Origin of the sequence: Pantoea sp. Cy-640 (assembly GCF_011752635.1) — a bacterium.
Classification (GTDB): domain Bacteria; phylum Pseudomonadota; class Gammaproteobacteria; order Enterobacterales; family Enterobacteriaceae; genus Pantoea; species Pantoea dispersa.
In genome coordinates this window covers 451471-473713 of the sequence record NZ_VWXB01000001.1, presented here as the reverse complement: position 1 = coordinate 473713, position 22243 = coordinate 451471, and the positions used below count along the sequence as shown (strand labels likewise).

Sequence of the window (22243 nt, the reverse complement as noted above, 5' to 3'; positions counted from 1 at the left end):
TTACTCTCCTTTACCTCAGGCCACGGCGGCCGCTTGAGTGGTTTTCGGCATGGCCAGGCTCAGCGTCAGCTGCTCCGTGGCGGCGTCGTGGGGCAGTTCACCGGCAATCTCACCTTCGCGCATCACTACGATGCGGTCGGCCAGTCCCATCACTTCGGGCAGATCGCTGGAGGCAAACAGCACCGCGATCCCTTTGTTCGCCAGCTGATAAATCAGGTTATAGATTTCATGTTTGGCGCCGACATCAATGCCGCGCGTCGGTTCGTCGAGCAGGATCACGTTCATCTCCTCCGACAGCCAGCGGCCCAGAATTGCCTTCTGCTGGTTGCCACCGGACAGATTCATGATCAGCTGATGCGCGCCCGGCGTTTTGATGTTCAGCGAGCGAATGTGGTGGTCCGCATTTTTCGCTTCCCAGCCCGGCTTGATCAGACAGCCGGCATTCAGGTTGTGGCGGCGCGCGCTGATATTGATGTTCTCGCGCACCGAGTGCACCGGGATGATGCCTTCGGCTTTGCGATCTTCCGGGCACAGCATGATGCCGGCGCGGATGGCATCAATCGGTTCGCGAATGTTGAGCTGCTTACCGTCCAGCGTGACCGTGCCTGCGCGCAGCCGGGTGGCACCAAACAGCCCTTTCATCAGTTCGCTGCGGCCGGCACCGACCAGTCCAAACAGACCGACAATTTCTCCGGCGCGCACCGTCAGCGATATCGGCATCCGCACGCCTTTCGCTTCCACCTGGTCCAGCTGCAGACGCACGGGGCCCAGCTCACGTGGCGCGTAGCCATAGATATCTCCGAGGTTACGTCCGACCATCGCCTCCACCAGATCGTCATGGTGGGTATTGGCCATATCCGTGAAGGTGCGCACGTAGCGCCCATCCTTAAACACGGTGATGGCATCGCTCAGCGCGAAAATTTCTTCCATGCGATGCGACACGTACAGCACCACCCGGCCCTGTTCGCGCAGCTGGCGAATCACGCGGAACAGATGCTCAATTTCGCGCGCCGACAGCGAACTGGTCGGCTCATCAAAGGCGATGATGCGCGCGTTGCGCGCCAGCGCTTTAGCGATTTCGACCATCTGCCACTGGCCGAGCGACAGGTATTTCAGCGGCATGTCGGGGTCGATATCCATGCCAAGATTTTTCAGCTGCAGACCGGCTTCGTAGCGCAGCAGCTTACGGTTAACCAGCCCGCGCTTGTGCGGCAGCTGGCCAAGATAGATGTTCTCCGCCACGCTCATTTCCGGTACCAGATGCAGCTCCTGGTAAATGATCGCCACGCCGGCATCCAGCGCCTCAACGGTATTGCTGAAGCTTTTCGCTGTGCCTTTGATGCGGATTTCGCCGCCGCTGGGCTGATAGCTGCCGCTGAGGATTTTCAGCAGCGTGGATTTGCCCGCGCCGTTTTCTCCCATCAGCGCGTGCACTTCCCCGGCGCGGCACTGAAAAGAGATATCCTGCAGCGCTTTCACGCCAGGGAAGGTTTTGCTGATGCCATGAAATGACAGAAATGCTGGATCCGTGTTCATGGAAACTCCTGAGCCTCTATATTTCGCACCGTAGCGGCGTTGGCTGCGCACATTTACCCCGGTCACTGACCTCAGTAAGCTCCCGGGGATAAACGTGCCTGCCGCCTTGCTACAGCACGAACTATGCCGGCTGCCTGTTAATTAACATCACATTGAGGACGGCTTAAAACCGACTTACATCAGCCCTTTCTTCGCCAGCTCGGTTTTGAAATTGTCGCGGGTGATCAGCACCACGTCGGTCACTTCGGTGAATTTCGCTGGCTCCTGCCCTTTGGTCACCCAGTTGTAGAGCATTTCGCTGCTCTTGTAGCCGTGCACGTCCGGGCTCGGCAGCAGGGAACCGTAGAAGCCGGTTGGCGCGCCTTTTGACAGCTCGCTTACCGCATCCACGCCGTTGATGCCGATGCCGATCACGTCCGGTGCCTTGAAGCCCTGGCCTTCGGTGGCGCGCACGCCGCCCAGCACGGTGTTGTCGTTCATGCCGACAATCAGCCAGTGCTTCACTTCCGGATGCTGCACCAGCAGCGAGTTACCGGCGTCAAACGCGCCCGGGATATCGTTAGATTTGGTCGGCACCTGATAAATCTGCTTCTCCGGGAAGCCGGCGGCTTTCAGCGCGGCCATCGAACCACCGGTGCGGCGGCGCGCGGTATCCAGTTCGTTAGCGGTAATCGCCATCACGGCGGTTTGCTTCACATCCCAGCCGCGTTTCTGCATCTCTTTGTACAGCTCCTGGCCCTGACGCTCGCCGATTTTGGTCGCCGCCATCATCACCAGCGGTACGGTGTCCATCGGCTTGCCTTTGGCGGTGACAAACTGGTCATCCACGGCAATCACTTTCAGGTCATAGCTGCGTGCTTTGGCGACGATGGCCGAGCCCAGCTTGGGATCCGGGGTACAGATGACAAAGCCTTTGGCGCCGCTCGCCGCCAGGCTATCGATAGCGTTCAGGGTTTTTTCACCGTCCGGCACGGCAATTTTGATCACTTCAAAGCCGAGATCTTTGCCGGCCTTATCGGCGAATTTCCACTCGGTCTGGAACCAGGGTTCCTCCGGCTGTTTGACGAGAAAACCGAGCTTCATGGTCTCGGCGATAGCGGATTGTGACATAAGCGCGGCGAGGCCTGCGGCCGCCAGTGCTTTAGTGAATTTATGCATGATGCTCTCCGGCACAATGGTGTTTTATCGCTGTTATCAACGAATCGGTGTAAACGCTACCAATCAGATTTCACGTTCGGGTACAGCGCAAAATCAGCGCGTTAGCTCAAAGGTTGTACAAAGGCTGTGCAAACGCTGGGCTAGTTGTAGCGGGAAAAGCGCGGAAAAATGTAGAGCGGTATCACATCCCAAAACGATGACTAAATCCTCCATATATTCAGCAAAATTAACCGGACATTAACTTTTGCTGTCGATCACACAACCCCGCCGATGACAGAAAAGTGCATATTCTCAGCCGCTGATGACTAACCGCCGCCCGCGCCCCATTCCAGGATAGAGCGAGACAACTCACACAGGAGAATCCCGATGAGCGCGGGTGCCATAACAATTGGGCTGGATTTCGGCAGTGACTCGGTACGGGCGCTGGCCGTGGAGTGCCACAGCGGTAAAGAGCTGGAAAAGGCGGTGGTCAACTATCCGCGCTGGGCAAAGGGTGAATTCTGCGATGCACACGCCAACCGCTTTCGTCATCATCCTCAGGATTATATTGATGCGCTGGAACAGGCGATCGTCAGCGTGGTGCAGGCGTTAAGTCCGGCGCAGCGCGCCGCGGTGGTGGGTATTGGCGTCGATTCTACCGGCTCGACGCCGGCCCCCATCGATCGCGACGGCAACGTCCTCGCGCTGCGTCCGGAATTCGCCAGCAATCCCAACGCCATGTTTGTGCTGTGGAAAGATCACACCGCCATAGAAGAAGCCGAAGAGATCAACCGCCTGTGCCGCAGCGGCCAGTTCACCGACTATACCCGCTACATCGGCGGCGTTTACTCCTCCGAATGGTTCTGGGCCAAAATTTTGCACGTGTCGCGTGCCGATGCCGCGGTGCGTGAGGCGGCGGTTTCGTGGGTAGAACTGTGCGACTGGGTGCCCGCGCTGCTGAGCGGCACCACCGCACCGGCCGAACTGCGGCGCGGACGCTGTGCTGCCGGGCACAAATCATTGTGGCATCCGGAGTGGCAGGGTTTACCGCCGGCGGCGTTCTTTCGCGCGCTCGACCCCATGCTGGTGGAACAGCTCGATTCGCCGCTGTTCAGCGATACCTTTACCGCCGATGTGCCGGTCGGCACGCTGTCGGGCGAATGGGCGCAGCGTCTTGGCCTGTCAGAACAGGTGGTGCTGTCCGGTGGCGCCTTTGACTGCCACATGGGCGCGGTTGGCGCGGGCGCACAGCCGTACACGCTGGTGAAAGTCATCGGCACCTCGACCTGCGACATCCTGATCGCCGACAGCGAACAGGTGGGCGATCGCGCGATCAAAGGCATCTGCGGTCAGGTCGACGGCAGCGTAATGCCGGGCGCCATCGGCTGTGAAGCCGGGCAATCGGCGTTCGGCGACATCTATGCCTGGTTCAGTCGCCTGCTCGGCTGGCCTTTGCAGCAGGCGGCGCAGCGCCATCCTGAGTTACAGCCGCAGCTGGCCGCGCTGCAGCAGGATTTGATCCGCCAGCTGACCGACGCCTGGGCGGCAAATCCGCAACTCGATCACCTGCCGGTGGTGCTGGACTGGTTTAACGGTCGCCGCACGCCGGACGCCAACCAGCGCCTGAAAGGCGTGATTACCGACCTCAACCTCGGCACCGATGCGCCGGCGCTGTTCGGCGGCCTGATTGCCGCCACCGCCTTTGGCGCGCGCGCCATCATGGAGTGCTTCGAGCAGCAGCAGATTCCGGTGCAGAACATCCTGACGCTCGGTGGCATTGCGCGCAAATCCCCTGCCATCATGCAGGCCTGCTGCGATGTGATGAACCGGCCGCTGGATATTGTCGCTTCCGATGAGTGCTGCGCGCTGGGCGCGGCAATTTTTGCCGCCGTTGCCGCCGGCGTTTACCCCGATGTGCCGGCGGCGCAGCGAGTGATGGCCAGTCCGATTGCCGTCACCCTGCAGCCGGACAGCGCGCGCGTGGCGACTTATCAGCAGCTTTATCAACGTTATCAACACTGGTGCCAGGCGGCTGAACCGCAGTACGCCGCGCGCGCCGCATCCGCTAAGTAAAGGAGCGATGAATGGAACAGAAAGTCTGGTTTGTGATTGGTACACAGCATCTCTACGGAGCGGAAACCCTGCGCCAGGTTGAGCAGCATGCGCGCGAGGTGATGGACGGCCTGAACCAGGCCGGTACGCTGCCGGTGCCGCTTGAGCTGAAGCCGCTGGTGAAATCACCAGATGAAGCGCTGGCGCTGTGCCGCGAGGCCAATCACGACAGCCAATGCGTCGGTATCATTACCTGGCTGCACACCTTTTCGCCGGCAAAAATGTGGATTGGCGGACTGAGTATTTTGCATAAGCCGCTGCTGCAGTTTCACACCCAGTTCAATGCGGAAATTCCGTGGGACAGCATGGACATGGACTTCATGAACCTGAACCAGACCGCGCACGGCGGCCGTGAGTTCGGCTTCATTGGCGCGCGCATGGGTCTGCAGCACAGTGTGGTGACCGGTCACTGGCAGGATAAAACCAGCCAGCAGCGTATTGCGCGCTGGATCAATGCCGCCCTGGCGAAGCAGGCCAGCCAGCAGCTGAAGGTGGCGCGCTTCGGTGACAATATGCGCGAAGTGGCGGTCACCGAAGGCGATAAAGTGGCAGCGCAGATTCAGTTTGGCTATGCGGTTAACGGCTGGGGCGTCGGCGATCTGGTTGAGGTGGTGAACAGCGTCAGCGACGGTGATGTCAACGCGCTGGTCGACGAATATGAGAGCCAGTATCTGTTCAGCGCGGCGGCGTCTGTAAACGGCGACAAGCGGCAGAATGTGCTGGATGCCGCACGCATTGAGCTGGGCCTGAAGCGCTTCCTCGATAGCGAAGGCTGTAAAGCCTTTACCACCAATTTCCAGACGCTGCACGGTATGACCCAGCTGCCCGGTCTGGCGGTTCAGCGCCTGATGGCTCAGGGCTACGGTTTCGCCGGTGAAGGCGACTGGAAAACCGCCGCGCTGCTGCACATCCTGAAAGTGCAGGCCGGCACGCGCGCCGGTGGTACCTCGTTTATGGAGGATTACACCTACCACTTCGCGCCGGGCAACGAGCTGGTACTGGGCTCGCACATGCTGGAAGTGTGCCCGTCGATCGCCAAAGAGGAGAAGCCGCTGATTGATGTGCAGTTCCTCGGCATTGGCGGTAAAGCCGATCCGGCGCGTCTGATTTTCTCGACGCCGGCGGGTCGCGCGGTGAACGCCAGCGTGATCGACATGGGCGACCGCTTCCGTCTGCTGGTCAACGTGGTCGATACCATTGAACAGCCGCAGGCGCTGCCGAAGCTGCCGGTGGCACGTGCGCTGTGGCGCGCACAGCCGTCGCTGGCCACCGCTTCTGAAGCGTGGATCCTGGCGGGCGGCGCACACCATACGGTGTTCAGCCAGGCGCTGGATGTTGAGGACATGTACCTGTACGGCGAACTGCACGGCATCGAAGTGCTGGTGATTGATGACGAGACGCGCCTGCCGGCCTTCAAAGATGCGCTGCGCTGGAACGACGCGTACTACCGCCTGAAACGTTAATAGTCTGGAATGTTGAAGCAAGCCGCGAGTGTATCGCGGCTTTTTTTTGGCTTAAAACGTGCGGTCCAGTCAACAAAGGCAGGCGTTACGTAAAGCCGGCGTGAATACCTCCCTGTCGCCCCGGCCGCCCTGGTTTCCTTAATGCAGGTTGGTTGCGCTTTTACCGGAGCCGAATTTGCATCAGCCATCAAGCGTCGTACTGACTACAGCAATGACAATCTCACTTGCCCCATCAAGACCAGCCCGAATAGCAAAGCGTCCGCGCCAGGGATGGCGCGGCCGATCGGCATGGATGCGGGGTTTCTTTGCGATCGGGCTGGCCTTGATGGGGCCGGGCACCCAATTAACAGCAACCCCACTAAACATCCACGAATCAGGGCATAAAAAAAGGTGCGCCAGTTTGCGCACCTCTTAACACACATGCGATCACGACTAAGACGTTAAACGCTTAACCGGCGCGTTCTGCTGGCGGTCCCACATCACCGTCAGCAGACGCTGCAGCGCAATAAAGGCAAACAGCAGAATACCGATGGCGATTTTGGTCCACCACGAACTCAGCGTGCCGTCGAAGTTAATCCATGTCTGAATCAACCCCTGAATCAGCACCCCGAACAGCGTGCCCAGCACCGTACCGACGCCCCCCGACAGCAGCGTGCCGCCAATCACCACCGAAGCGATGGCATCCAGCTCGACGCCCAGCCCGGCCAGCGCGTAGCCGGCCGAGGTGTAAATGGAAAATACGATGCCTGCCAGGGTCGCCAGCGTGGTCGACAGCATATAAATCTTAATCGTGGTGGCACGCGTTGACACGCCCATCAGCTGAGCCGACGTCAGATTGCCACCAATGGCGTACACCTGATTACCGAAGCGCGTACGGTGCGCCAGCAGAATGCCCCCCGCCACCACTACCAGCATAATCACCGCCAGCAGGCTGAGACGTCCGCCGCCGGGAATTTTCCACGCCAGGCTCGACAGCGTGGTATACAGCGGATGATCGATAGGAATCGAGTTCTCCGACACCAGATAGCTGCAGCCGCGCAGGAAAAACATCCCGGCGAGCGTGATGATAAAGGCCGGGATTTTTAACGCATCAATCAGCCAGCCCATCATGGCACCAAACAGTGCGCCTGCCGCCAGAATCAGGGCAAAGGCCAGCAGCGGATCGACATGGTAGTCGCCGATGATGCGCGCCAGGAACACGCCGGTGAAGGCGATCACCGCGCCAACGGACAGATCGATGCCGCCGGACAAAATCACAAACGTCATGCCGACGGCGATGATGCCGAGAAACGCATTATCCGTGAGGATGTTGCAAATCACCCGCGTTGAGGCAAAGCCGGGAAACTGGCTGAGGCAGAACAGGTAACCCGCGACAAACACCAGCAGGGTAATCATTAACGGTAAATGACGCTTGATCATGGTTTACGTCTCCCCTTCAGCATGGCGATAAAGCGCGGCGACTGCAGCAGCAGAACGCACATCACCACCACCGCTTTCACCACCTGGTTCAGCTCCGGCGGAAAACCTGACAGCAGTATTCCGGTATTCATTGACTGGATGATCAGCGCGCCAACCAGCGACAGCACCAGGTTAAAACGCCCGCCCATCAGCGAGGCGCCACCAATCACCACCGCCAGAATGGCGTCCAGCTCCAGCCACAACCCGGCATTATTGGCATCGGCACCGCGAATATCGGCGGCGACAATCAGCCCGGCTACCGCCGCACACACGCCGCTGATGGCGTAGGTGGACATTACCACCAGCCAGCCGGTCACCCCGGCATTGCGCGCCGCACGCAGGTTGATGCCTACCGCTTCGATGAACAGGCCAAGCGCGGTTTTGCGCGTCAGCAGCCACACCGCCGCGGCCACCAGCAGGGTAATCCACACCGGTACCGGCAGCAGCCACAGCGAACCGCTGCCAAACCACGCGAGGCTGTCACTGTTAAAGGTGACGATCTGTCCCTGGGTGATCAGCTGCGCGATGCCGCGCCCGGCCACCATCAGAATCAGCGTGGCGACAAACGGCTGAATCTTCAGCAGGGCCACCAGCACGCCGTTCCACAGGCCGCACAGCAGCCCGGTACCGAGCGTGGCCAGAATAATAAAACTCAGGCTGTGCCCCGCCACCGTCAGCGTCGCCGCCGTCGCGCCGGCAATTGCCATCACCGCACCCACCGACAGATCGATCCCGCCGGTGGCGATCACCAGCGTCATACCAATCGCCAGCAGCGCCACCGGTGCGGCGCGGTTGAGAATATCAATCGGGCTGCCGAACAGCCGGCCATCCTGAATGTGAATAGCAAAAAAGTTATTCGCCACCAGGCTGTCGATCAGCAGCACCAGAATCAGCGCGACGATCTGCGGCATGCCCGGCGGCAGCTTCGGCTTCCGCCGTTCCGGTTTTTCGTGTGTCATAGGCGATTCAAGCATGTTGTGCTCCTCCGTCCGCGATGGCGTTGACGATCGACGCCACAGACAGCTGCTCCAGCGGAATTTCGGCGACCTGCTTCAGATCGCGCATGATCAGCACGCGATCGGCATAGCCCACCAGCTCTTCCAGTTCAGAGGAGATGACCAGCAGCGCCAGTCCGTCGGCGCACAGGGATTCAATCAGCCGAATGATCTCGGCGTGGGCGCCTACGTCGATACCGCGCGTCGGCTCATCCAGAATCAGAAACTGTGGTTTAGTCACCAGCCAGCGTGACAGCAGCACCTTCTGCTGGTTGCCACCCGACAGCAGCTCCACCGGCTGGTCGGCGTGCGGCGTGCGAATACCCAGGCTCTTGATAAAACGCTCGGCTATCGCCTGCTGCTCACGGCGTTTGATCGGCCGCAGCCAGCCACGCTGCGCCTGCAGCGCCAGAATGATGTTTTCCCGCACCGAGGCCGCGCCGATGATGCCGTCAGTTTTACGATCTTCCGGGCAGAAGCCCATGCCGAGACGCGAGGCTTTGGCCGGCGTGCGGATGTGCTGCACTTTGCCTTTGATGGTGGCGGTACCACGATCGGCACGGCGGATACCAAACAGCACCTCGGCGGTCTCAGTGCGCCCGGAGCCGAGCAGTCCGGCCAGCCCCACCACTTCGCCCGGCCGTACCTGCAGGCTGAACGGTTCAATGGTGCCTTTCTTGCCGTAATACTCAAACGACACCACCGGCTGATTGCTGCGTAACGTACTGCCCTGGCGCTGCAGTGCGGTTTCCAGCAGCTCTCGCCCCAGCATCAGCTTAATCAGCTCAATCTGCGGCAGCGAGGCGGTGTCCCGCGTGGCGATAAACTGGCCGTTGCGCAGTACGGTAATCCGGTCGGTAATACGGTATACCTGATCGAGAAAGTGGGTGACGAAAATCAGGCTCATGCCTTTGGCTTTCAGCTGCGCCATCAGGGTAAACAGCATCTCTACTTCGCTGGCATCGAGGCTGGCAGTTGGTTCATCCAGAATCAGTACCTGCGCGGAGAGATCGACTGCGCGGCAGATCGCAATGATCTGCTGCATCGCCACCGAGTAGTGACCGAGCGGACGCGTCACATCCAGCGCGAAGCCGTAGTTGCGCATCAGCGCATCGGCGTCGCGCACCATGCGCTTGCGATCGATCATGCCGAAGCGGCGCGGCTCGCGGCCAATATAGAGGTTATCCGCCACCGACATATTCGGCAGCAGATTCACTTCCTGATAAACGGTACCAATGCCCATCTGCTGCGCATCGGCGGTACTGTGCGGCGCAATCACCGCGCCGTTGAGGGTGATGGTGCCGGCATCCCGCGTGTAGACACCGGTCAGCACTTTAATCAGGGTCGATTTTCCCGCGCCGTTCTCACCCAGCAGCGCCATAATTTCGCCCTTGCGGATGCTGAACGACACGTTATCCAGCGCTTTGACGCCGGGAAAGCCTTTGCTGATGCCGTTGAGGCTCAGCAGGGGTGTTTCATCGTAGCTGCTCATCAGATTCTGCCTCGCTTACGTCATAAAAACCGCCCCGAAGGGCGGTTGCGGGGATCAGTAACCCATGCCTTTTTTCTTATCCAGCTCCGCCTGAGCGTCAGCCGGTAAGAACAGTTTTGATTCGGTTTTGATGATTTTCGGCGGCAGCGTGCCGTCTTTTTTGAATTTCTCCAGCGCGTCAAACGCCGGGCCGGCCATGTCCGGCGTCAGCTCAACGTTGGCGTTGGCCTCGCCGGCCAGCATCGCTTTATAGATATCCGGCACGCCATCAATCGAACCGGTAAGAATATCTTTGCCCGGTTTCAGGCCGGCTTCTTTAATCGCCTGGATGGCGCCGATCGCCATGTCGTCGTTATGCGCATACACCATGCAGATGTTTTTGCCGTTGTTCTCGGCTTTGATGAAGCTCTCCATCACCTCTTTACCCTTACTGCGGGTAAAGTCACCGGACTGCGAGCGAATCACTTTGATGTTGTTGTGGCCGGCGATGGCTTCGGCAAAGCCTTTCTTACGGTCGATCGCCACGCTGGCACCAACGGTACCCTGCAGTTCCACCACGTTACACTGCTTGTCACCGACGGTTTTCACCAGCCAGTCACCAATCAGTTTGCCTTCCAGCACGTTGTCGGCCGTCACCACCGCCATGTACAGCGATTTATCTTTCACCACGATGGCGCGGTCCAGCAGGAACACCGGGATTTTGGCGTCTTTGGCCTCTTCCAGCACCGGTTCCCAGCCAGTCTGGACCACTGGCGCGATAAAGATGGCGTCAACGCCCTGAGCGATAAACGAGCGCACCGCTTTGATCTGGTTCTCCTGCTTCTGCTGACCATCGGCAATTTTCAGGGTGATACCGCGCTTTTGCGCTTCACTTTTTGCCACGTTGGTTTCGGCTGAACGCCAGCCGGATTCAGAACCGACCTGCGAGAAGCCCACCGTCATGTCGGCAGCCAGAACCGATGTGCTGAGTGCGGCGCTGACCATGGTGGTCAAGAGTAAACGTTTCCACATAATTTTCATTCCTCTGAAGGGAGTGTGCTGTAGGGGTACAAACGCGCTTCAAGCCTGGCGCAATTGCGCTAAAACAAGCGCGACACACCTCACAAAACAGAATGAATTAAAGGAGTTACGCGTATCAGCGTGTCAGATGGCTGACTCAGCGTATGGACAAAACGCCTGAACTTTATGTCAGCGGAGGTTAAATAACTGTAATAAACAGAAGCGGTTATGACCGCAGGCACTGGAAACGATTACAACGGACACGTAAAGAATGGTTATTCATGCGGGCGGCAGGCAATGTTCTGTTTTGTGATAATTCGCACACTTGCGATTTGACGTTTCATCACAGCTGCACCCTTGTGCGTCACCGGTTACAGATAAATCGCTTTTTGGCGCCTGCTGCGTTTCAAAATAAGCGCAACAAAAGTGCGAAAAATAGCGTCTGGAATACCGTTTAAGGCAGCTGTTAAATTTTCTCACCAGCCCCCGGTTAACGGGGCCAAAAACGCGCCTGACGCGCAGGAAAATGCGCGTTAAAAAAGATAAAAGCGTAAAAAAGTCCCTTTTGATGAGCGAATTAGCGCACGTTGTCTGAATTTTGAATTTTTTTAACCGCGGTGTCTGGACTCTGGCCGCGTGCTCCCTATACTTGAGCACTTCCCCGTTCTCTATCTTTTATGGCAATCATGACTGCGCTCGATTACCTGCTGAAATTTCGTAAAGTGAATAATCTTGAGAGTCTGGAAAAACTCTACGATCACCTCAATTATTCGCTCACTGATGATAACGAGATCATCAATATGTACCGCGCCGCCGATCACCGCCGTGCTGAACTCGCCTCAGGTGGCCGTCTGTATGACCTCGGCTGTGTGCCGAAATCCGTCTGGCGCTACGTGGTGTAAAGCGCGCTTATCTCTGTTTCTGCCCCTGGTGCGCTGTCCGAATCGGGCGTGACCCGTTTGGACATGGTACGCTCTGCCTCGTCTTATTTCTTACATCAGGATGAATAACATGTCCGAATCGGTAAACCCGCCGCGTATTGCCGGCTGGCTGCTGCTGCCGCTGGCCTGGCTGATTATGACGATGCTGACCAGCGCGCTGGTGGTGGCGCTCTATCTGCGGCCGCTGTTTGACACGGAACTGCGCACCACGCTGTTTTCTCACGCCAGTATTTTAATGACGCAGTGGCTGGTGTCCTTACTCACCGCCGCCGCGGTGTGGCTGTACAGCATCTGGGTGTGCTGGATCTTTTGTCAGCGTTCGCGCCGTCTGCCACGTCACTACATTCTCTGGCTGCTGATGACCGTATTGCTGGCGCTGAAAACCTTCGCTTTTACGCCGGTGGCCGATGGGAAAGCGATCCAGACATTGCTGCTGGCCCTGCTCTCGGCGGCAGTCTTTGTGCCCTACTTCAAACGCTCACAGCGGGTCAAACAGACCTTTATTCAGCCCTGATGACGCTCTTTTCGTCAGGAATTTAATTCTGAGTGCTCTCAGCCAGCGCACGAATCGCGCAAAGGTTGAGATGCACCTCTCAATTCCGGATAATAAACGCCTTTCGGCTTCCCAGGTTAAAAAATGACCGATTACTTACTGCTCTTTATTGGCACCGTGCTGGTGAACAACTTCGTGTTGGTCAAATTCCTCGGCCTTTGCCCTTTTATGGGCGTGTCAAAAAAACTGGAAACGGCCATTGGCATGGGACTTGCCACCACGTTCGTCATTACGCTGGCGTCGATTTGCGCCTGGCTGGTGAATCACCTGATTCTGCTGCCGCTTGATCTGGTGTACCTGCGTACCATGGCCTATATCCTGGTGATTGCGGTAGTGGTGCAGTTCACCGAAATGGTGGTGCGTAAAACCAGCCCGTCGCTGTATCGCCTGCTCGGTATCTTTTTGCCGCTGATCACCACCAACTGCGCGGTGCTGGGCGTGCCGCTGCTGAGCGTCAACCTCAACCACACGTTCCTGCAGGCGGCGCTGTACGGCTTCAGTGCGTCACTCGGCTTTTCGCTGGTGATGGTGCTGTTCGCTGGCATGCGTGAACGTCTGGTGCTGGCCAACGTGCCGGCACCGTTCAAAGGAAACTCCATTGCCCTGATCACCGCTGGCCTGATGGCGCTGGCGTTCATGGGCTTTACCGGTCTGGTGAAATTCTGATATGACCGCGATTTGGATTGCTATTGCTGTTCTGGCGGCGCTGGCACTGGTGTTTGGTGCCCTGCTGGGCTACGCCTCGCGCCGCTTTGAAGTAGAAGAAGACCCGATTGTTGAGCAGATCGATGCGATTCTGCCGCAGAGCCAGTGCGGCCAGTGTGGCTATCCCGGCTGCCGTCCGTACGCCGATGCGGTGGGCAATAACGGTGAAGCCATTAACAAATGTGCGCCGGGCGGCGAACAGACCATGCTGAAGCTGGCCGAACTGCTCAACGTTGAACCGCAGCCGCTGGACGGCGGCGCGGAAGTGCTGACGCCGGTTCGCACCGTGGCGTGGATTGACGAAGCCAACTGCATTGGCTGCACCAAATGTATTCAGGCCTGTCCGGTTGATGCCATCGTCGGTGCCACGCGCGCCATGCATACCGTGCTGAGCGATGTCTGCACCGGCTGCGACCTGTGCGTCGCGCCCTGTCCCACCGACTGTATTGAGATGCGCCCGGTTGCCACCACCACGGCCAACTGGAAGTGGGATCTCGACACCATACCTGTACGGGTGATCCCGGTAGAACATCATGCTTAATCTGTTATCGCTGCTGCGCAAAGAGAAGCTGTGGGATTTCGAAGGCGGCATTCACCCGCCGGAAATGAAAACCCAGTCCAGCGGCACGCCGCTCAGCCAGCTCCCGCTGCCTGAACAGTTCATTATTCCGTTGAAACAGCATATCGGCCACGAAGGCGAAATCTGTGTGGCGCCGGGCGATAAGGTACTGCGCGGCCAGCCGCTGACCTTTGGCAGCGGCCGGATGCTGCCGGTGCACGCGCCCACTTCCGGCACCATTGAAGCCATCGCGCCACACATGACCGCACACCCGTCCGGCCTGTCCGAGCTGTGCGTTTTCCTGCGCGCCGATGGCGAAGACCGCTGGATGCCGCTCGATCCGCAGCCGGACTATCGCGCGCTGGGTCGGGACGCGGTAGTGAAACGCATCCACGAAGCCGGTATTGCAGGCCTCGGCGGCGCGGGCTTCCCGACCGCCACCAAACTGCGCGGCGGACTGCGCGGCGTCAACACGCTGATCATCAACGCCGCCGAGTGCGAACCTTACATCACGGCGGACGATCGCCTGATGCAGGATTGTGCGGCGGAAGTGCTGGAGGGCTGCCGCATCCTCGCCTGGGTGCTGCAGGCGGAGCGCGTGCTGATTGGCATTGAAGACAATAAGCCGGAGGCGATTGCCGCGCTGAAACAGGCGCTGGCCGGTGACCGCGAGCTGCAGCTGCGGGTGATCCCAACCAAGTACCCTTCCGGCGGCGCCAAACAGCTGACCAAAATTCTCACCGGGCGGGAAGTGCCGCACGGCGGACGCTCCACCGACATTGGCGTGCTGATGCAGAACGTCGGCACTGCCTGGGCGGTGAAGCGCGCCATTGTCGATGGCGAACCGATTACGGAGCGCGTGGTGACGCTGACCGGCGAGGCCATTGCCCGGCCGCGTAATGTCTGGGGCCGTCTCGGTACCCCGGTAAGCCATCTGTTGCAACAGGTTGGTTTCACGCCGGGCGCGCGCCAGATGGTGATCATGGGCGGGCCGCTGATGGGCTTTACCCTGCCGTCCCTCAACGTGCCGGTGGTGAAGATCACCAACTGTATTCTGGCACCGTCGGCCAGCGAGATGGGGCAACCGCAGGAAGAACAGTCCTGCATCCGCTGCAGCGCCTGCGCTGACGCCTGCCCGGCAAAACTGCTGCCGCAGCAGCTGTACTGGTACAGCCAGGGTGGCGATCATGACAAAGCGCGCGCCCATCACATTGATGACTGCATTGAGTGCGGTGCCTGTGCGTATGTCTGTCCCAGCAATATTCCGCTGGTGCAGTATTACCGCCAGGAAAAAGCCGAACTGCGCGCCATCGATCTGGAGGCCAAACGCACCGCCGAAGCCAAAGCACGCTTTGAAGCGCGTCAGGCACGCCTTGAGCGGGAAAAACTGGCGCGGGAAGCGCGCCACGAGCAGGCCAAACAGCGGGTTGCGCGCAGCGATAAAGCCGAGCTGGAAGCGGCAACCGTGCGCGTGAAAGCGCGTCAGGCAAAGACGCCGGAACAGGAAGCGGCAGAACGCGAAGCGCGCCATGCGCAGGCGCTGGCACAGCAGGCCGAGAAGCAGGCTGAAACCGAACCGCTAAGCCGCCAGGCCATTGACCCGCGCAAGGCCGCCGTGGAAGCCGCCATTGCGCGTGCTAAAGCGAAAAAAGTGGCCGCGCCGGCACAGCCAGCCGCTGACACCACGACCGCAGATAGCGATCCGCGCAAAGCGGCGGTTGAAGCGGCTATCGCCCGTGCCAAAGCGAAGAAAGCTGCGGCGGCGCAGACGCCGGCCGATGCTGAGCCGGCAGCAGCAGCGCCAGCGGCTGAGGTCGATCCGCGCAAAGCCGCAGTCGAAGCCGCTATCGCCCGTGCCAAAGCGAAGAAAGCTGCGGCCGCGCAGACGCCGGCTGATGCTGAGCCAGCAGCGGAAACGCCAGCGGCTGAAGTCGATCCGCGCAAAGCGGCGGTCGAAGCGGCGATTGCCCGTGCCAAAGCGAAGAAAGCTGCGGCCGCGCAGACGCCGGCTGATGCTGAGCCGGCAGCGGAAACGCCAGCGGCTGAGGTCGATCCGCGCAAAGCGGCGGTTGAAGCGGCGATTGCCCGTGCCAAAGCGAAGAAAGCCGCGGCCGCAGCGCAGCAGACTGCCGACGCGCCCGCCGCATCCCCTGAAGTGGAGGCCGCTGCCTCTCCTGACTCCGCCGACCCACGCAAAGCGGCGATTGCCGCAGCGGTCGCCCGTGCCAAAGCGCGTAAAGCGCAGCAGCAGCCTTCGACGACTGAGGACTAAATGGCTTTTCGTATTGCAAGTTCGCCTTATACCCATAACCGCCGCAGCACCGGCAACATCATGCTGCTGGTGGTGCTGGCCGCGCTGCCCGGCATGGCGGCACAGTGGTATTTCTTCGGCATCGGCTTCCTGATTCAGGTGCTGATGGCGGTCGCTACCGCATGGATCACTGAAGGCGTAATTCTGCGCCTGCGTCACGCGCCGGTAGTGCCGACGCTGGCGGATAACTCTGCCCTGCTGACGGCGCTGCTGCTGGGCATCAGCCTGCCGCCGCTGGCGCCGTGGTGGCTGGTGGTGCTCGGTACCGTATTTGCCGTGGTTATCGCCAAGCAACTGTACGGCGGCCTCGGCCAGAATCCTTTCAATCCGGCTATGGTCGGTTATGTGGTACTGCTGATCTCCTTCCCGGTGCAGATGACCAGCTGGCTGCCGCCGGATGTGCTGCAGGCGATCAAACCTGGCCTGATGGACTCACTCAGTATGATTTTTACCGGCCACACGCTGGCCGGTGACACCATGCAGCAGTTGCAGCTGGGAGTGGATGGCGTGAGCCAGGCTACGCCGCTCGATACCTTTAAAACCGGCCTGCGCGCCGGGCACAGCGCCGAACAGCTGCTGGCCCAGCCGATTTACGGCGGCGTACTGGCCGGCCTCGGCTGGCAGTGGGTCAATCTCGGCTATCTGCTCGGCGGCATGCTGCTGCTGGCGAAGAACGCCATTCGCTGGCATATCCCGTTCAGCTTCCTGCTGTCGCTGGCGCTGTGCGCCACGCTCGGCTGGCTGTTCGCGCCGCAGTCGCTGAACTCGCCGCTGGTGCATCTGTTCTCCGGGGCGACCATGCTCGGTGCGTTCTTTATTGCCACCGATCCGGTCACCGCTTCTACCACCAACCGTGGCCGGCTGATTTACGGTGCGCTGATTGGCCTGCTGGTGTGGCTGATTCGCAGCTTCGGTGGCTATCCGGATGGCGTCGCCTTCGCGGTGCTGCTCGCCAACATCTGCGTGCCGCTGATTGACTACTACACGCAGCCGCGCGTGTATGGACATCGCAGGGATTGATGATGATCGAAACCATTCGTAAAAACGCGTTCACGCTGGGCATGTTTGCCGTGATCACCACCGGCGTGACGGCGGTGGTCAACTACGTCACCAAACCGACGGTCGATCACCAGACTGCGCTGCAGCAGAAAAACCTGCTCGACCAGGTGGTGCCCACCGATTTGTACGACAACAATATTCAGCAGGAGTGTCTGCTGGTGACCGATGCCCGCGCGCTCGGCAACGACAAACCGCATCATCTGTATGTGGCGCGCAAAGGGGATCAACCGGTGGCCGCCGCACTTGAGACCACCGCCCCTGACGGCTATTCTGGCGCGATACAGATGCTGGTCGGCGCCGATTTCCACGGCAAAGTGCTGGGCGTACGCGTAATTGAACATCATGAGACGCCGGGTCTGGGTGATAAAATCGAGCTGCGAATTTCCGACTGGATCAACAGTTTTAACGGCAAAGTGGTGCACGGTGCCGACGATAAAGCCTTTGCCGTGAAAAAAGACGGTGGCGAATTTGACCAGTTTACCGGCGCGACCATCACGCCGCGCGCGGTGGTCAACGCCACCAAACGCACGGCGCTGCTGATTGAAACGCTGCCAGCGAAGCTCGCTTCGCTGCCTGAATGTGGAGATGCACCATGAGTGAAGCGAAAAATTTACTGATTGGCGGACTGTGGAAGAACAACTCGGCGCTGGTGCAGCTGCTGGGGCTCTGTCCGCTGCTGGCGGTGACTTCAACCGCCACTAACGCACTGGGCCTTGGACTGGCGACCACGCTGGTACTGACCATCACCAACAGTGCGATTTCCGCTTCGCGCCGCTGGGTGCCGGGTGAAATTCGTATTCCGATCTACGTGATGATCATCGCCTCGGTGGTGAGCTGCGTGCAGATGCTGATCAACGCCTATGCCTATGGCCTGTATCAGTCGCTGGGCATCTTTATCCCGCTGATCGTCACCAACTGCATTGTGGTGGGACGTGCGGAAGCGGTGGCATCGAAAAGCAGCATCCCCCTCTCCGCGCTGGATGGCTTTGCCATCGGCATGGGCGCTACCTGCGCAATGGTGACGCTGGGTTCGATTCGTGAACTGATTGGTAACGGCACGCTGTTCAATGGCGCTGACCAGCTGCTGGGGCCATGGGCTAAAGCGCTGCGCATTGAAGTGGTGCATTTTGATTCACCGATGCTGCTGGCGATGCTGCCGCCGGGTGCGTTTATCGGCCTCGGTATGCTGCTGGCCGGCAAATACCTGATCGATCAGAAAATGAAGCAGCGCGCCGCACGTCAGCTGGACGCCACTGCTGCCGCGCCGCAGGGCGAAACCGGGAAGGCTGTGTGAATAAGGATAAACGCCTGCAGATCCTCACGCGGCTGCGTGACGCCAATCCTCATCCGACCACTGAACTGAATTTCAGCTCACCGTTTGAGCTGCTGATCGCTGTGCTGTTGTCGGCACAGGCAACCGATGTCAGCGTCAATAAAGCCACCGCCCGACTCTATCCGGTGGCCAATACGCCAGCGGCAATGCTGGCGCTCGGCGTGGAAGGCGTTAAAGAGTACATCAAGACCATTGGCCTGTTTAACAGCAAAGCGGAAAACGTCATCAAAACCTGCCGCATCCTGCTGGAGCAGCACGGCGGTGTGGTGCCGGAAGACCGCGCGGCACTGGAAGCCCTGCCCGGCGTCGGGCGCAAAACCGCCAACGTGGTGCTCAATACCGCCTTTGGCTGGCCCACCATTGCCGTGGATACCCACATTTTCCGCGTCAGCAATCGCACCCGCTTTGCGCCGGGTAAAAACGTTGAGGAAGTTGAGCAGAAGCTGCTCAAGGTGGTGCCGGCCGACTTTAAGGTTGACTGCCATCACTGGCTGATTCTGCACGGTCGCTACACCTGCGTGGCGCGTAAACCGCGCTGCGGCTCCTGCCTGATTGAAGATTTGTGTGAGTTCACGGAAAAGACCGACTGATCGGTAACGGCGCGACGCTGCGCGCCGTAGATCGCTTATTAACCGTTATTGCGCCGCCTGCAGCCACGCCACCACCAGCGGTGACAGCCGGTTTTGTAACGCGGCGCGTTCAGACTGGAACAGCGTGGCGACAAAGAACGGATGATCGGTCAGCTCTACCCCGCGCACATCCCCCTCCAGATCCCATGAGGTAATACGCAGATTGCGCGTGGCCAGCGCCTCGCTGAACTCAGCGTTAACGCCAAAGTTGCAGTGATAGCCTTCGTTACTCTGCAGCGCGCCGTAGGCCTGAGCAATACGCGAACCCGGCTCAAACGTGACCTCACCGCGCTGCTCGACCAGCGAGCAGGCCAGTGGCGCAATCACCCAGCGCGCGTCAGGGTCGGTCTCGGCATGACCAGCATCCTCCCAGCCCAGCACGTTGCGCGCGTACTCCACCACCGCATACTGAAAGCCGGCGCACGAGCCTAAAAAGGGTTTACCGCTTTCGCGCGCCCAGCGAATGACGTCGAACACGCCGGCATCATTCAGGAAGGGACTGCCAGGCACCACCCAGACGGCATCATAGTCGTGCAGACGCGGCAGATCGATTTCCGGCGTCGCGATCCAGTCGGCGGTTACGTTAAGTGAGAGAGAGGTTGCGGCAAGCTGAACAGCGGGAGGAATAGCCTGGTGCGCGACAGCACTGGCACGGTAATCGCCCACGAGAGCGACACGAACGGACTGCTTCATGATGAGTTCCTTGCAGGGAAAAAACGAGGTTACAGCAATTTCTTCAGGCTGTCTAAGGGCTGGCGATCGGCTATCGATCCTCCCCCTGCCTGGCGCAACAGGTCGCTGCCGCCGGGGGCGTTGCAGAGCTTATACAATGAAAGCCGCGATTAAGTGGTGAAATTGTCGGCAAACGGGAGAGCAGCAATCGTTTTCTTTTTTTACATTTCTAATTAATTGATAATTTTGTGCGCAGGATCAACAAATTAGCCTGCGGCGAACTGTCAGCCGCTTATTGTGCTCAACAATCAGACAATTGCGCTTACTTCTTCGGCAAAAATCAGGGGATTCATCCATCTAAATGGTCTGGATAATATTATGTCCTGCCCGGAGCAGGAAAAGCAGTTTATCTCAGGAAAAACCATCAACCGATCTGCAACAAGAACAATTATCCTGCTATAATGTCACGCAGTGATATTTAACACTGATTTACAAGTTATTATCCTGGTTATAACCCTGCCTGTAACAAGTATTTCAGCGTGCAGAAAATGCTTGCCCTGTTGGCCTGATTCAGCCAAATTAGGCGCCGTTTTTCCTTTCTAATAACAATGTTGCGCGGGATTACCCAGCCCGACGCAGACTTAATTCCTGTTGTAAAACAGGCGATGTATAAACTGAGGTATACGTGTCAACTGCAAACAAACACACTGATGAGGCGGTAAGCCTTAACGCCTTCCGTCAGCCGAAAGCGTTCTATTTGATCTTCTCCATCGAACTGTGGGAGCGTTTTGGCTACTACGGTCTGCAAGCCATCATGGCGGTCTATCTGGTGAAACAGCTGGGGATGTCCGAAGCGGACTCCATCACCCTGTTCACCTCGTTCAGCGCACTGGTTTACGGCCTGGTGGCCATTGGCGGCTGGCTGGGCGACAAAGTGCTCGGCACCAAACGCGTGATTATTCTCGGCGTCATTGTGCTGGCGCTGGGCTATGCGATGATTGCCTTCTCCGGTCATGACACCACCATGGTGTATGTCGGCATGGCGACCATCGCCGTGGGTAGCGGGCTGTTCAAGGCTAACCCTTCTTCACTGCTGTCGACCTGCTACGAGAAAGACGATCCGCGCATCGACGGTGCCTTCACCATGTTCTACATGTCGATCAACATCGGTTCGCTGTTCTCCATGATGCTGACTCCGTGGCTGGCGGCCAAATATGGCTGGGGCGCGGCGTTTTCGCTGTCGGTGGTGGGCCTGGTGATCACCCTGCTGAACTTCCTGTTCTGCCAGCGCCTGGTGAAGAATTACGGCTCCAAACCAGACTTTGCACCGCTGCAGGTCGGTAAGCTGCTGATGACCCTTGTCGGCGTGGTTGCGCTGATCGCACTGGCCACCTGGCTGCTGCATCATCAGAGCATTGCCCGCATGACGCTGGGCGTGATCGCGATCGGTATCGTGCTGGTGTTTGCCAAAGAAGCCTTTGCGCTGCACGGTGCGGCACGCCGCAAAATGATCGTTGCATTCCTGCTGATGGTCGAAGCTATTGTGTTCTTCGTGCTGTACATGCAGATGCCAACCTCGCTGAACTTCTTCGCCATCCGTAACGTTGAGCACGCGATTCTCGGTATCACCTTTGAGCCGGAACAGTTCCAGGCGCTCAATCCGTTCTGGATCATGGTGGCCAGCCCGATTCTGGCGGCAGTCTATAACAAGCTTGGCGATAAGCTGCCGATGCCGCACAAGTTTGCCATTGGCATGGTGCTGTGCTCTGCAGCGTTCCTGGTGCTGCCGTTTGGCGCGAAATTCGCGAACCAGGCGGGTATCGTTTCGGTGAACTGGCTGATTCTGAGCTATGCGCTGCAAAGTATCGGTGAGCTGATGATCTCCGGTCTCGGCCTGGCGATGGTGGCGCAGCTGGTGCCACAGCGTCTGATGGGCTTTATTATGGGCTCCTGGTTCCTCACCACCGCCGGTGCCGCGATGATTGCCGGTAAGGTAGCGAACCTGATGGCGGTGCCGGAAAACGTCACCGATCCTCACGCCTCACTGGCCGTGTATAGCCAGGTGTTCCAGCAGATTGGTATCGCCACTGGCGTAATCGCCCTGCTGATGCTGATTACCGCCCCGCTGCTCAACCGCATGACGCAGGATGATGCGCAGGCAGAACTGAAGCGCGCCAGCGCCAACCAGTAATCGTTTCTGAGCCGGGCTAAGCCCGGCTTTTTTTATCCCCCTTCACAACCCCCGCTTTCCGCTGTAGTTTAAGCAACACGCTTTTTATGCTCGCCTTG

Annotated in this window: 19 protein-coding genes; 12 read left to right on the top strand and 7 right to left on the bottom strand. The window is 59.0% G+C overall.

What is annotated here, in order from left to right:
• Positions 1-15: 15 nt before the first annotated feature.
• Positions 16-1536, bottom strand: a complete 1521-nt coding sequence (araG, locus tag F3J36_RS02330) for an L-arabinose ABC transporter ATP-binding protein AraG (protein ID WP_166718757.1) — start codon at positions 1534-1536, stop codon at positions 16-18.
• Between the two features lie 174 nt (positions 1537-1710).
• Positions 1711-2694, bottom strand: coding sequence for an arabinose ABC transporter substrate-binding protein (locus F3J36_RS02325; RefSeq protein WP_021506179.1), 984 nt, complete (start codon positions 2692-2694; stop codon positions 1711-1713).
• A gap of 366 nt (positions 2695-3060) precedes the next feature.
• On the opposite strand from F3J36_RS02325, the gene F3J36_RS02320 reads away from it, so the two are divergent.
• Together F3J36_RS02320 and araA are read left to right on the top strand one after the other, a co-directional pair.
• Positions 3061-4746 carry a ribulokinase gene (locus tag F3J36_RS02320; RefSeq protein WP_166718756.1) on the top strand — a complete coding sequence of 562 codons (1686 nt, stop codon included), beginning with the start codon at positions 3061-3063 and terminating at the stop codon, positions 4744-4746.
• A gap of 11 nt (positions 4747-4757) precedes the next feature.
• Positions 4758-6248, top strand: a complete 1491-nt coding sequence (gene araA / locus F3J36_RS02315) for an L-arabinose isomerase (RefSeq protein ID WP_166718755.1) — start codon at positions 4758-4760, stop codon at positions 6246-6248.
• A gap of 432 nt (positions 6249-6680) precedes the next feature.
• Here the strand turns inward: araA and yjfF are convergent, their stop codons facing one another.
• Genes yjfF through ytfQ form a run of 4 tightly spaced genes read right to left on the bottom strand, consistent with a single transcriptional unit; the run spans position 6681 to position 11204 of the window.
• Positions 6681-7667, bottom strand: a complete 987-nt coding sequence (yjfF, locus tag F3J36_RS02310; RefSeq protein WP_021506182.1) for a galactofuranose ABC transporter, permease protein YjfF — start codon at positions 7665-7667, stop codon at positions 6681-6683.
• Complete coding sequence (gene ytfT / locus F3J36_RS02305) at positions 7664-8680, bottom strand: galactofuranose ABC transporter, ATP-binding protein YtfT (protein WP_088515844.1); 1017 nt, start codon at positions 8678-8680, stop codon at positions 7664-7666. The genes yjfF and ytfT overlap by 4 nt, the downstream gene beginning before the upstream one ends.
• Positions 8673-10193, bottom strand: coding sequence for a sugar ABC transporter ATP-binding protein (locus F3J36_RS02300; RefSeq protein ID WP_166718754.1), 1521 nt, complete (start codon positions 10191-10193; stop codon positions 8673-8675). Before F3J36_RS02300 ends, ytfT begins: the two co-directional genes overlap by 8 nt.
• Positions 10194-10247: 54 nt before the next feature.
• Positions 10248-11204, bottom strand: coding sequence for a galactofuranose ABC transporter, galactofuranose-binding protein YtfQ (gene ytfQ / locus F3J36_RS02295; RefSeq protein WP_021506185.1), 957 nt, complete (start codon positions 11202-11204; stop codon positions 10248-10250).
• A gap of 674 nt (positions 11205-11878) precedes the next feature.
• On the opposite strand from ytfQ, the gene ydgT reads away from it, so the two are divergent.
• The 9 genes from ydgT (at position 11879) to nth (ending at position 19243) form a co-directional block, all read left to right on the top strand.
• Positions 11879-12094: a transcription modulator YdgT gene (gene ydgT / locus F3J36_RS02290; RefSeq protein ID WP_010618950.1), complete on the top strand. Its 216-nt coding sequence runs from the start codon at positions 11879-11881 to the stop codon at positions 12092-12094.
• 109 nt (positions 12095-12203) lie between these two features.
• On the top strand, positions 12204-12647 hold the full coding sequence (locus tag F3J36_RS02285) for a DUF2569 domain-containing protein (protein WP_058758460.1): 444 nt from the start codon (positions 12204-12206) through the stop codon (positions 12645-12647).
• 123 nt (positions 12648-12770) lie between these two features.
• Positions 12771-13352, top strand: coding sequence for an electron transport complex subunit RsxA (gene rsxA / locus F3J36_RS02280; RefSeq protein WP_010618951.1), 582 nt, complete (start codon positions 12771-12773; stop codon positions 13350-13352).
• A gap of 1 nt (position 13353) precedes the next feature.
• A complete protein-coding gene (rsxB, locus tag F3J36_RS02275) occupies positions 13354-13932 on the top strand; it encodes an electron transport complex subunit RsxB (protein ID WP_021506189.1) in 579 nt (192 codons plus the stop codon).
• Positions 13925-16222 carry an electron transport complex subunit RsxC gene (gene rsxC, locus F3J36_RS02270; RefSeq protein ID WP_166718753.1) on the top strand — a complete coding sequence of 766 codons (2298 nt, stop codon included), beginning with the start codon at positions 13925-13927 and terminating at the stop codon, positions 16220-16222. Before rsxB ends, rsxC begins: the two co-directional genes overlap by 8 nt.
• Positions 16223-17281, top strand: coding sequence for an electron transport complex subunit RsxD (gene rsxD / locus F3J36_RS02265; protein WP_166718752.1), 1059 nt, complete (start codon positions 16223-16225; stop codon positions 17279-17281).
• A 2-nt stretch (positions 17282-17283) separates the two neighbouring features.
• Positions 17284-17916, top strand: coding sequence for an electron transport complex subunit RsxG (rsxG, locus tag F3J36_RS02260; protein WP_031279157.1), 633 nt, complete (start codon positions 17284-17286; stop codon positions 17914-17916).
• Positions 17913-18614 (top strand): electron transport complex subunit E, encoded by a 702-nt coding sequence (locus F3J36_RS02255; protein WP_059011062.1) that lies wholly within the window; start codon positions 17913-17915, stop codon positions 18612-18614. The genes rsxG and F3J36_RS02255 overlap by 4 nt, the downstream gene beginning before the upstream one ends.
• Entirely contained in the window at positions 18611-19243 is a 633-nt protein-coding gene (gene nth, locus F3J36_RS02250; RefSeq protein WP_021506194.1) for an endonuclease III, read from the top strand. The genes F3J36_RS02255 and nth overlap by 4 nt, the downstream gene beginning before the upstream one ends.
• A gap of 45 nt (positions 19244-19288) precedes the next feature.
• On the opposite strand, the gene F3J36_RS02245 is transcribed toward nth, so the two are convergent.
• Positions 19289-19975 (bottom strand): CTP synthase, encoded by a 687-nt coding sequence (locus F3J36_RS02245; protein ID WP_127834031.1) that lies wholly within the window; start codon positions 19973-19975, stop codon positions 19289-19291.
• 664 nt (positions 19976-20639) lie between these two features.
• On the opposite strand from F3J36_RS02245, the gene dtpA reads away from it, so the two are divergent.
• Positions 20640-22145, top strand: a complete 1506-nt coding sequence (dtpA, locus tag F3J36_RS02240) for a dipeptide/tripeptide permease DtpA (protein WP_058757699.1) — start codon at positions 20640-20642, stop codon at positions 22143-22145.
• The last annotated feature ends 98 nt before the right edge of the window (positions 22146-22243 follow it).